Source organism: Macrococcus psychrotolerans (assembly GCF_038095555.1).
Lineage (GTDB): Bacteria > Bacillota > Bacilli > Staphylococcales > Staphylococcaceae > Macrococcoides > Macrococcoides psychrotolerans.
Genome location: NZ_CP124591.1, coordinates 99,445 through 111,416 on the forward strand (window position 1 = coordinate 99,445; position 11,972 = coordinate 111,416).

General features: G+C 35.6%; 11 protein-coding genes. 8 read left to right on the top strand and 3 right to left on the bottom strand.

Annotated elements, in window-relative coordinates:
• Window positions 1–24: 24 nt before the first annotated feature.
• Window positions 25–1,362 (top strand): sodium-dependent transporter, encoded by a 1,338-nt coding sequence (locus QA539_RS00495; protein ID WP_419895248.1) that lies wholly within the window; start codon window positions 25–27, stop codon window positions 1,360–1,362.
• 240 nt (window positions 1,363–1,602) lie between these two features.
• Window positions 1,603–3,603, top strand: a complete 2,001-nt coding sequence (locus QA539_RS00500) for a catalase (RefSeq protein ID WP_419895249.1) — start codon at window positions 1,603–1,605, stop codon at window positions 3,601–3,603.
• A 76-nt stretch (window positions 3,604–3,679) separates the two neighbouring features.
• On the opposite strand, the gene QA539_RS00505 is transcribed toward QA539_RS00500, so the two are convergent.
• Window positions 3,680–4,162, bottom strand: a complete 483-nt coding sequence (locus tag QA539_RS00505) for a pyridoxamine 5'-phosphate oxidase family protein (protein WP_219493522.1) — start codon at window positions 4,160–4,162, stop codon at window positions 3,680–3,682.
• A 75-nt stretch (window positions 4,163–4,237) separates the two neighbouring features.
• Here QA539_RS00505 and QA539_RS00510 point away from each other — a divergent pair, with 75 nt between their 5' ends.
• The 4 genes from QA539_RS00510 to QA539_RS00525 all read left to right on the top strand — a co-directional run bounded on the left by QA539_RS00510 (window position 4,238) and on the right by QA539_RS00525 (window position 8,062).
• Entirely contained in the window at window positions 4,238–4,408 is a 171-nt protein-coding gene (locus tag QA539_RS00510) for a hypothetical protein (protein WP_219493524.1), read from the top strand.
• A gap of 98 nt (window positions 4,409–4,506) precedes the next feature.
• Window positions 4,507–6,072: an alanine/glycine:cation symporter family protein gene (locus QA539_RS00515; RefSeq protein WP_219493525.1), complete on the top strand. Its 1,566-nt coding sequence runs from the start codon at window positions 4,507–4,509 to the stop codon at window positions 6,070–6,072.
• 134 nt (window positions 6,073–6,206) lie between these two features.
• Window positions 6,207–6,518 carry a DUF485 domain-containing protein gene (locus QA539_RS00520; protein ID WP_086037847.1) on the top strand — a complete coding sequence of 104 codons (312 nt, stop codon included), beginning with the start codon at window positions 6,207–6,209 and terminating at the stop codon, window positions 6,516–6,518.
• On the top strand, window positions 6,515–8,062 hold the full coding sequence (locus QA539_RS00525) for a solute symporter family protein (RefSeq protein ID WP_219493526.1): 1,548 nt from the start codon (window positions 6,515–6,517) through the stop codon (window positions 8,060–8,062). Before QA539_RS00520 ends, QA539_RS00525 begins: the two co-directional genes overlap by 4 nt.
• A gap of 79 nt (window positions 8,063–8,141) precedes the next feature.
• On the opposite strand, the gene QA539_RS00530 is transcribed toward QA539_RS00525, so the two are convergent.
• Window positions 8,142–8,813, bottom strand: coding sequence for an ABC transporter ATP-binding protein (locus tag QA539_RS00530; protein ID WP_419956626.1), 672 nt, complete (start codon window positions 8,811–8,813; stop codon window positions 8,142–8,144).
• A 2-nt stretch (window positions 8,814–8,815) separates the two neighbouring features.
• On the bottom strand, window positions 8,816–9,838 hold the full coding sequence (locus tag QA539_RS00535; protein WP_219493527.1) for an FtsX-like permease family protein: 1,023 nt from the start codon (window positions 9,836–9,838) through the stop codon (window positions 8,816–8,818).
• Window positions 9,839–9,916: 78 nt separating this feature from the next.
• Here QA539_RS00535 and QA539_RS00540 point away from each other — a divergent pair, with 78 nt between their 5' ends.
• Both QA539_RS00540 and QA539_RS00545 read left to right on the top strand, forming a co-directional pair.
• The gene (locus QA539_RS00540) at window positions 9,917–10,588 is read left to right on the top strand and encodes a response regulator transcription factor (RefSeq protein ID WP_219493528.1); all 672 of its coding nucleotides are present in this window, start codon (window positions 9,917–9,919) and stop codon (window positions 10,586–10,588) included.
• A complete protein-coding gene (locus QA539_RS00545; protein ID WP_419895250.1) occupies window positions 10,581–11,918 on the top strand; it encodes a sensor histidine kinase in 1,338 nt (445 codons plus the stop codon). The genes QA539_RS00540 and QA539_RS00545 overlap by 8 nt, the downstream gene beginning before the upstream one ends.
• Window positions 11,919–11,972 lie beyond the last annotated feature (54 nt).

Genomic DNA, 11,972 nt, shown 5'->3' on the forward strand with positions numbered 1-11,972 from the left:
ATATTTATTTTAGGAGGGATTTATATGGAGAGGCAATCAGGTTTCACATCAAAATTAGGTTTTATACTAGCAAGTGCAGGTTCAGCGATAGGGTTGGGGGCGATGTGGAAATTCCCTTATGTGATGGCTGATAATGGAGGAGCAGCATTCCTTATTTTGTTTATCATTTTCACTTTATTTATTGGATTACCAATATTAATGAGTGAATTTGTGATGGGCGTCGCTGGGGAGACTTATAGTACACGAGCATTTAGTAAGTTATCTGGTAAGAAGAAGTATGATTTAATCGGCTATCTTGGTAATATCGGGGTATTTTTATTAATGAGTTTTTACAGCGTTATCGGCGGCTTCATCTTAATATATATTATTCGTACGATAAAAGTGATTTTTACTGGAGATGCGACCAAAGATTATACAGTGTTATTTGGTAGTATCATATCAAATCCATTGAATACAATTGCAGGGGTTATTTTGTTCCTGGCATTAACGGGCATTATTGTTATTAAAGGGGTGCAAAATGGTATTGAACGTGTCTCTAAGTTTATGATGCCGATGTTATTTGTAATGTTTCTCATTATGATCATTCGATCAATAACATTACCAAATGCGATGGAAGGTGTATCATTCTTTTTAAATCCAGACTTTAATAAACTAGATCAAGAAGCCATTTTATTTGCGTTAGGACAATCATTCTTTTCTTTATCTGTAGGGTTTGGAGGGATGTTGACTTATGCTTCTTATATGAAAAAAGGAACTGATCTTGTGCAAGCAGGAGGATATATTGTATTACTTAACATTTTAGTAACGTTATTAGCGGGATTAGCGATATTTCCAGCCACGGCATCTTTGGGCATAGATAATGCGCAAGGCCCTGGTCTACTCTTTATCGTGTTACCTTATGTGTTTAATCAGCTGCCATTTGGTTCGATGTTCTATTTAATTTTTTTATTGCTATTTTTCTTTGCAACGATTACGTCATCGATCAATCTTGTAGAAATCAACGTTTCAAATATGACAAAGAATGACAATACGAAACGTCTAAAGTCTGTTCTTGTGATTATTTTAGGTATATTCATTGTAAGTATTCCGTGTGCACTATCATTTGGACCGATAAGTGACATGAAGTTCTTAAAAGGAACATTCTTTGATAATATGGACTTCCTTGTATCCAATATCATGTTACCAATTGGTGTATTATGCTATACGTTGTTCTCAGGTTACGTATTAGATAAAAAGATAATGAAAGCATACTTCGTCCAGAAGCCATATCAGAATAAACTGTTTAATGTATGGATCATATTACTGCGATATGTTATTCCACTGGTCATATTATTGGTGATTATCAATCAATTGGTGCAGTAAATGCTTAGCCATTTCTTTATGTAAGTTGAACGATGATATAACGTTTCGTTTCTTCTTGGCACGACCGCTAGACATAAGGTAACCAGCTTCTTAAATAGTTTTTTATTGGTTTATTCTCTGAAAGTTCATTTCAGAGAATATTTTTGTGCATTATTTTGCTGAATATTAGTATTCCTTAATGTTTTGAATGCATTAAATAGGGAATTGTCAAATGTATAAAAACTTATAGGGGGAACGATAATGACTAATAAAAAAGATGAGCAATTAGAAGCATTTCGTAGAGACCACTCAGAAGATACTGCACTTACGACAAACCAAGGGTTAAAAATGGCAGAAGATGAATTCTCGCTTAAAGCTGGAGAACGTGGACCAACCTTATTAGAGGACTTCCATTTCAGAGAAAAAATGACGCATTTTGACCATGAAAGAATTCCTGAAAGAATTGTACATGCTCGTGGCTATGGTGCACATGGAGAATTTGAGGTATATGAAGATTTAAGTAATTATACTAAAGCGAAATTTTTAACAGATACATCTAAAAAGACACCTGTATTTGTACGTTTTTCGACAGTGCAAGGTTCTAAAGGATCAAATGATACAGTACGTGATGCACGCGGATTTGCGACTAAATTCTATACTGAAGAAGGGAATTATGATTTAGTAGGTAACAATATTCCTGTATTCTTTATTCAGGATGCAATCAAATTCCCGGACTTAGTACACGCAATAAAACCAGAACCACATAATGAAATTCCTCAAGGTGGAACAGCTCACGACACGTTTTGGGATTTCTTTGCACAAAACCCCGAGTCAACACATATGACGATGTGGACGATGAGTGATAGAGGCCTTCCGAAGAGCTTCCGTACAATGGAAGGGTTCGGTGTGCATACATTCCGTTTAATCAATAAAGAAGGAAAGTCACACTTTGTGAAATTTCATTGGAAACCTCTACTCGGCACACATTCTTTAGTATGGGATGAAGCGCAAATTATCGCGGGGAAAAACTCTGACTTTAACCGTGAAGATTTATATGAATCAATCGAAAAAGGTGACTATCCAGAATGGGAATTAGGACTACAAATTATTTCAGAAGAAGATGAATTTAAGTTTGATTTCGATATATTAGATCCAACGAAATTATGGCCAGAAGAAGAAGTGCCAGTTAAACGTGTGGGTAAAATGACTTTAAATCGCAATGTAGATAATGTCTTTGCAGAAACAGAGCAAGTTGCATTCCATCCAGGACATCTTGTACCGGGAATTGACTTTAGTAACGATCCATTATTACAAGGGCGATTATTCTCATATACTGATACACAGTTATCTCGTTTAGGTGGACCAAACTTCCACCAAATTCCTATCAACAGACCTGTATGCCCATTTGCGAATAATCAACGTGATGGTATGCACCAATCATTTGTGCATAAAGGACAAACATCCTACCATAAGAATGCAATCAATAATAATAATCCCCATACGACACCCGTTGAAGAAGGTGGATTTGAATCTTACCATGAGAAGATTGATGCACATAAAGTGCGTGCCAGAAGTGAAAGTTTTAAAGATCACTACTCACAAGCAAAGTTATACTATAATAGCTTAACGCAGCCTGAAAAAGAGCATCTAAGAGATGGATTTGCTTTTGAATTAGGTAAATGTAAGCATGATTTCGTTAAAGAAAATGCAATTGCTAATATTAATAAAGTCGATAAAGACTTAGCGACTCAAATTGCAGATAAAATTGGCGTTCAAGCCCCTACAACAGATGAAGAAGTGAAATCAGATAAGAAATCACCGGCACTTAGCATGGAAAACACAATTAAGAAGTTAGACACATTATCTGTCGCTATTATAGTTACTGCAAGTTCAAAAGAAGCAGAGATTAAAGACATCGTGCAAAACTTAAGCGATAACAAGGTTAATTTTAAACTTGTTGCTGAGAAAGCAATGACAATTGGAGCATTTAAAGTATCTGAGACATTTGATACAGTGCACTCTACATTCTTTGACGGTATTATCGTACTGGATGCAAAAGTACCCCTCTTGCCACCAGCGAAAGACTATATTGAAGCAGCAAATCGCCACTTTAAGACAATTGGTTTTAGTAAACAAGCTGAAGCAGCAATCGATGCAACATCTGTGAAAAAAGATGAGCCAGGTATCATTGAAATTGATGCCTCTGCAAACAATTATCTTGATGCATTAGTAAAACAAAGACATTGGGATAGACAACCATAAATTAAAGACCTCTACGTGAGGTCTTTTTAATTTTGAATTTAAAAAACACAGTAGAGCAATCTACTGTGTTTACATATTATTTAAGATTAAGTGATTCATTCAATGAACTGTTTTCTCTACTACCTTTTTCTTTGGAAAAAAGTGATTTAATGCCTTCAACAACAGTTTTCACTGATTCATCTGTTGCCCAGTATTCAGCAGTTTCTGGAACTACTTTAATAAGCACGACATTTGGATCTTCAGGATTTGTTTTTAAGAAAGCTTCTATTCCTTTACTCCAGTATTCTTTAATCTTGTCGTTGTCATTTACGATAAAGGCATTTCCTGAGATTGATACATATCCTTTATTAGCGAATGATAAGTTCACACGATTATCTTGCTCAATTTCTTCAGTTTTTTCAGTGCGTGTTGACATAAACCAAATATCCCCATTCGCATCTACATCTTGATAACTCATTGGTCGTGAAACGAGTTTATTATCTTGAATGGTTGTCATCATTGCAATATCATTCTTTTCAATCAGTTCAAATAACTTATCATAGATTTCTTTTTGATTCATATTATCGCCTCCATTATCTTTATATATTATAATTACCCTTAAGATTAGTACTTTATGCATAGAAAGAGGTTAAATATGGAAAGGGAATTTGTAACGATTGACGACATTATTGAGATGGGAGTTCCTTATCCGTTGTTTTCGATGTGGATGACGAATAGTCTGATTGAGGTTGCTTACCAATCAAAGAAAGAACGATTTTTCTGGAAAAAGGATATAGAGAAGTTAAAAAGGGAATACATAAATTAAATTTTCAGAATAATCTATAAATACATTGCCATACGTCTTTAGTGAATATATAATTAATAAGTGTATCACTTCACTATTATATTTAAGGGGTTGGATGTATGGAAGGGATTATAAGCTTTTTAAACGAGATTGTATGGAGTAAACCATTAGTCTACGGCTTGTTAATTACAGGGATTTCATTTTCATTAATAATGAAGTTCTTTCAAGTCAGGCATCTAAAAGAGATGATCCGACTGATGTTTCAAGGGGAGAAGTCACCTACAGGAATTTCTAGTTTCCAGGCAATTGCTTTATCGCTTGCTGGACGTGTAGGGACGGGTAATATAGTCGGTGTTTCAACAGCAATTTATATCGGTGGCCCGGGAGCTGTATTCTGGATGTGGATGACTGCATTTTTGGGTGCGAGTTCAGCATTCATCGAATCTACACTAGCTCAAATTTATAAGAGAGAGATTAACGGTGAGTATCGAGGGGGTCCCGCATATTATATTGAAGCAGGAATGAAAGGCGGATTTGCGAAAGGTTATGCGATATTATTCGCAATACTGGCAATAGTATCAACAGCATTATTATTACCTGGTATTCAATCTAACGCCATTGCAAGTTCTATGAAGAATGCTTTTGGATTCGAAGGATGGATTATCGGTATAGCGCTTGTAGTGGTTTTAGCATTAATTATTTTTGGAGGAGTTCGCTGGATTGCATCTGTAGCGACTGCAGTAGTCCCTTTTATGGCAATCTTATATATTTTATTAGCGGTTGTTATTATTGTTCTTAATATTGATAAAGTCCCTGGTTTATTTGCATTAATATTCAAGTCAGCATTCAATATGGAATCAGCGTTTGGTGGGATACTTGGTGCAATGATTGAAATCGGTGTTAAACGTGGACTTTATTCTAATGAAGCTGGTCAAGGTACAGGGCCTCATCCGGCGGCAGCAGCAGAAGTATCACACCCTGCTAAACAAGGTTTAGTTCAAGCTTTCTCGGTATATGTTGATACGCTGTTTGTATGTACAGCAACAGCATTAATTATTTTATTATCAGGTACATTCAATACAACGGACGGCTCGATGAAGGGTGATATGCCGAACTTAATTAAAGATGGCGGTGTATATGCACTAAATGCTGATGGAGAGAAGGACTACTCTGGAACAGCAATGTATGTTCAAGCGGGCATTGATAAAGCATTCCATGGAAGTGGTTATCAATTTGATCCGGCATATTCGGGTATTGGTTCATATTTTGTTGCTATTGCACTGTTCTTCTTTGCATTTACGACCATATTAGCATATGCATATATAGCAGAAACCAATGTATCTTATTTGACGAAAAATGGTAGTGTATCTTTAAATAAGTTTTTAATTAACGTCACACGTTTAATTATTGTTGGTGCAACATTCTATGGTGCAATAAAAACAGCAGACGTTGCCTGGGCGATGGGTGATTTAGGTGTAGGACTTATGGCATGGTGTAACATTATTGCGATCTGGATTTTACACAAACCTGCAATACGTGCGCTAAAAGACTTTGAGATGCAGAAGAAAGAGAAAGGTTCTGGTAAATATGCGATTTATAAACCGAATCCAAATGAGTTACCGAATGCGAAATTCTGGTTAGAAGATTATCCGAAACGTTTAAAAGAAGAGAAGATTGAAGAGTAGTTAGAGAAGGGAAGGAGTATTTATACTCCTTTCTTTTTATGCATAAATTTATTAATTAAATATTGACAATATTCTGACAAATCAATAGAATGAAATAGGGTGCATAATTACACAATGTATAAGGGGATGAGTAGATGGAACAACATGAGTATAATATGATTGCACAAAGTGAAAGTTTCAAGAAATTGCAGAAAGAACGTAAATCTTTTATATTTCCAATCTCATTATTTTTTATTGTAGCGACAATTTTATTTCCAATTCTTACAGGCTATACGAAATTTCTGAATAAAGAAGCATTCTGGAATATTTCCTGGGCATGGATCTATGCATTTATGCTATTTATTATGGTGTGGACGCTTGTAACACTCTACATGTCTAGAGCGAAACACTTTGATATTCAATCAGAAGCAATTATCAATGAATATCGAAAGGGGAATGAGCTATGAATACAACTGTAATTATTATGTTTTTGTTTTTTGTGAGTTTAACATTAATTATTACTTACTTTGCTTCAAAAAGAACAAATTCTGCTGAAGATTTCTACACAGCAGGAGGAGGACTGACAGGCTGGCAAAATGGGCTGGCCATTGCAGGAGATTATCTTTCAGCAGCCTCATTTTTAGGGATCGCTGGAGCTATTGCATTATGGGGATTTGATGGATTTTTCTATAGTATCGGATATTTAACGGCATATTTAATCGTATTATATATCGTTGCAGAACCTTTAAGAAACTTAGGGAAGTATACACTAGCAGACATGATTGCTGCTCGATTTGAACTGAAGAAAGTACGTGCAACGGCTGCAATATCATCGATTACGATTGTTATTTTCTATATGCTTGCACAGCTTGTAGGTGCTGGTGCACTGATTCAGCTCTTATTCAATATACCTTATACATGGGCGGTTATTATCGTTGGAATTATGATGACAATTTATGTACTATTTGGTGGCATGACAGCAACGAGCTGGGTTCAAATGGTCAAAGCAGTTTTATTAATGATTGGAACGATTATTATTTCTTTCCTTGTATTAAAGCACTTTAACTTTAGTATCGCCAACATGTTTGGTGCGATGAAGTCCATTGATGCACCTGAACTTAAGAGTGACTATATTAATCCGGGGTCACAAGGGAAATCGCCATTAGATAATATCTCTTTAATCGTTGCTTTATTATTTGGTACAGCAGGATTACCGCATATTCTCATGCGTTTCTTCACGGTAAATGACGCAAAGACCGCACGATCTTCGGTTATGTGGGCAACATGGCTTATTGGTATTTTTTATATCCTTACAATATTTTTAGGGTTTGGCGCAGCAAGCTTACTAACACGTGAAGAAATCATATCAGCAAACCCTGCAGGAAATATGGCGGCACCCCTTCTTGCGGATAAGCTAGGTGGAGATATCTTGATGTCATTTGTATGTGCTGTTGCGTTTGCTACAATTCTTGCAGTAGTTGCAGGACTTGTATTATCAGGTGCTTCTGCTTTTGCACATGATATTTATGGCGAAATTATTAAGAAAGGTAATATATCAGAACGTGAACAGATGAAAGCAGCAAAAATTGCTTCTTTAGCTGTATCCGTATTATCGATATTACTTGCCTTGTTTGCTCAAAATATGAATGTTGCCTTTCTAGTATCACTTGCTTTTTGTGTGGCAGCAAGTGCAAACTTACCGGTAATTGTATTTACGATTTTCTGGAAGAGGTTTAATACTCAAGGTGCGATTGCAGGATTACTGACAGGATTGATTACTTCTTTGATTTTAGTAATATTGAGCCCGAATGTTATGAATCCTGATGGAACAGCATTTATTACAGCGAATCCTATTTTTCCGTTAGCAAACCCTGCAATCATATCTGTACCTGCAGGATTTATCGGAGCGTTCTTAGGAACGTATTTAGGTAAAGCGGAATCTGAAGATAAGTTTAGAGAAGTTGAAGTAAAGTCTGTGACAGGTATTGCTCATTCTGAAGTGACACATTAAGCGTAAATTTGGCACCGTGCCAATTTCGAGCAAGAAAAAGAGGGTGAATTTGGCGCCATGCCAATTTCACCCTTATACTTTATCTTTCTTTTACTAATTTTCCGCCTTCTAATCTTAATATATGATCTGCATATTTAAAGATACGTTCGTCATGTGTAATAATAATACATGAACTGTTATTCTCTTTCACACGTTCTCTGATGACTTCAACAACTTGTACAGCACGTTCAAAATCTAAACTCGCTGTCGGTTCATCTGCTAAGATGAGAGAAGGATGGTTCATAAACGCACGTGCAATCGCGACACGTTGTTTCTCTCCGCCTGATAAGCTCTTAGGGTAAACTTTCGCACGATGTGATAACCCAAATGTTTCGAGCAAATCATCTGCTTTTTTCATCGCTTCTTTTTTATCCATACCATTTTCTAATGCCACATGTAAGAGTTGTTCTTTCACAGTAAGGAAGGGGACAAGATGAGAGGCCTGAAAGATAAATCCAATATCATCAAGGCGCATCTTTGTAATTTCGGTTTTTGATAAGTGTGATAACGATTTATCATTGATAATTACTTCACCGCTCGTGGGTTGAAGGAGTGCACCGATAATCGTAAGTAGTGTACTTTTACCAGAACCAGAGGGTCCGTACAAGCATACAACTTCCCCATCATTTACTGTAAAGTTAATATCTTTTAGTACTTCAGTTGTAGTATCTCCTTGTTTAAAGGATTTAGATATATGTTTTACGTCTATCATAATTATTCTCCTCCGATTGCTTGAATTGGATCAATTTTTAGTACTTTATATATTGAAAGCATTACACCGATTAATGCGACCACTAAGAATAAACCGATAAGTAAGAAAATAAGGTTAGGATTCAGGAAAAACGGCATTGTTGCCGGTAAATTCATGTTGATGATATAAATAACGCCGATGCTTATGAGCACACTAACCATTACAACAACGATAACTTCCTGCATAAGTTTGAAGATAAGCTTTCTATTACTTGTGCCAATGGCTTTTAAGATACCGTACTCTGTTGTTTTTTGAATTGTGATGACATAGAAGAATACAGTAATCACGATTGCTGAGATTAAGAATAAGAAGATAACCATTAAGTTTAACGGCATTTGTTCTGCTTCATAACTTGGTATTCCTTTCATCGCTGTATCAGGTGTAATCAGTTTTGCATCTTTTAAGTCATCATTAAGCTGATTCATATCAGACTTTGACATTGATTTGATAATACCGGCATTTACGGGGGCCTCTTTGAAGTAGTTGTTATAAGTTTCCTGTGAAACGAGTCCGACAGGCATATGTGCAAACATTTGGTGACGTGTGAATTCTGAAATTTTTAGTTGTTTGTCTTGATCTTTAAGTTTTAAAGTATCGTTTTCTTTAAATGTCTTTGAAGCATGTGAATCAAGATTAACTGTGTTGTCAGCAGGTAGCTTCATATAGTCTTCAGTTACTGTTGCTAATAGAAACTTTTCGTTTTTTTGTGCCTTTACCGGTTGTAACTTAAGTAACGGTATATTTTTATCTTCTAATACTTTTTGGTCATGTTTAGACAAAGGTGTATTCATTAGATTGTTATCTGCATCTTTAGATATTACATAATGACTTGCATCGATTTGTTCGATGAATGATACGTTATCTTTTCCAAGTCCTTGTGCTAAACTAGATACAAATAATACTAAGAATGAGAGTAAGAAGATAATTGCTGCAATCAGCAAGTATTTCACTTTATAATATTTAATTTCTTTTAGTGCTAAGTTCATAATGATCAACCTTTCGCTTTGTTTGTAATACATATATTAAAGGTTGAATATGAACGGAATATGAACGGAGGACATATTGTGCAAAATAATATATTAGTTGTAGATGATGAAATGGCTATTCGTCGCGAAGTTAAAGAAGGTTTTTTGCACCATGATTTTCAAGTGTATGAGGCTAGGAACAGTGATGAAGCGATTAATCTGCTGGATAATGAAAGTATCGATTTATGTATCGTCGATATTATGATGCCAGGTATTGACGGATTCCAGCTGTGCGAGCAAATTAAACAGCTCTATCAACTGCCTGTTATAATGCTTACTGCACGAGATGCATTGGGGGATAAGAGGATTGCGTTTCAAGCAGGAAGTGATGATTATGTTACTAAGCCGTTTGAGATAGAGGAAGTTATCTTTAGAGCACAAGCAATATTAAAGCGTTATGAGAAGGCGGTAGAGAAGATTGAATTCGGCGAGCTGATAATCGATGCAGAAAGTTATGAAGTGATGATGGAAGACGAGTCTTTATATCTTCCAAGAAAAGAATTTGAACTTCTATATTATTTAGTCAGACATTATCCGAAAGTTGCAACGAGAGAACAGCTTATAGAAGAGATATGGGGATATGACTTTGATGGAGATGAACGAACAGTAGATGTACATGTGAAACGTATTCGTAAAAGGTTAGGTGCATTTGACAGTGGTGTAGAAATTCAGACTGTACGCGGTGTAGGGTATAAGGTGCATCATGTTTAAAAGACTGTCTACCCGATTTATAATTGGTACATTCCATGTCATTCTCGTAAGCTCATTACTTTCGTTTATCATCGCAAACATTTATTATCACTTAACGCTAAAAGAACAGAACGACACACGTATAACGAACACTTTAATAACACAGAAGAAATATATCGAATCACATCCAGAAATAAAACCGGAAGCATTTTTCACACAACTCGCAAATTTAAATTTTCAAGTAGTAACAGTCAAGGATGGTAAGAAAGCTTTCTATGGTACACCGTTTAGAGTGAAAAATTTACCGGATAATAGCCCGTTAACGGAAACGTATCATGGAATTAAAGAACGGCCATTTAATGTATTTATTACGGGATTCTTTGATAATGAGACTAGAAATACAGTCGGTATGCCGATGAAAGTTAATAATGAAATATATGATGTTTACATTAGACCAGATGTCGGAGCGAGTATGCATGAATTTAGAATTTTTCTTGCAATACTGTTTCTATGTATTATTGTATTTTCCATCTTATTTGTATTTATTTCATCTAAATATATCGTGCGTCCTGTTGTTCAGCTAAAGGAAGCAGCCCGCAAAATTGGAGATCAGAGTGGTTATCAGACGCAAGTAAAACGTAAGGATGAAATCGGTGTATTAGCACATGAGATGAACATAATGAGTGCTAAAATACTGCATCACGAAGAAATGAATCAACGCTTTGTTGCAAATGTCAGTCATGAAATTCAATCACCTATAACCAATTTACTTGGACAAATTAAACAACTCAGACAAACAAAAGATTTTAGCCTATTAGATGATATTGAGCATCAGTCACAACGTTTAAGTGGACTAACGAAACAATTGCTGATGCTCGCTTCTCTTGAGAAGACTGGTACTATAATCGACAAAGAACACTTCAGTGGGAAGGCGCTCATTCAGGAAGTGATACGCAATCATATGTATGCACTGGACCAAAAAGACATTTTTGTCACAACAAAACTTAAAGATATCGAAATACTTGGTCATCGAGATTTATGTTATCAAATGATAAGCAACCTACTTTCTAATGCGATTAAATACAGCCCTGAAGATACTCAAATTAAGTTTGAATTAGGAGAGGGAACGTACAAATACATAAAGATTTCAGATGAAGGTTACGGTATGTCTGATAAAACTAAGGAATTATTGTTTGAAAGATTTTATAAAGCTGAAGCACATGAAGATAAAGCACCGTCTAATGGTCTTGGGATGGCAATTGTAAAAGAAATTGCTGATCTACATGACTTTGAAATAGAAGTGGAGAGTGAATTAGATAAAGGGACAATAATTACTATTAAGCTCTCATAAAGAGTACCAGATTGATAAATAATCTGGTACTTTCTCTATCTCTTTGATGTATAG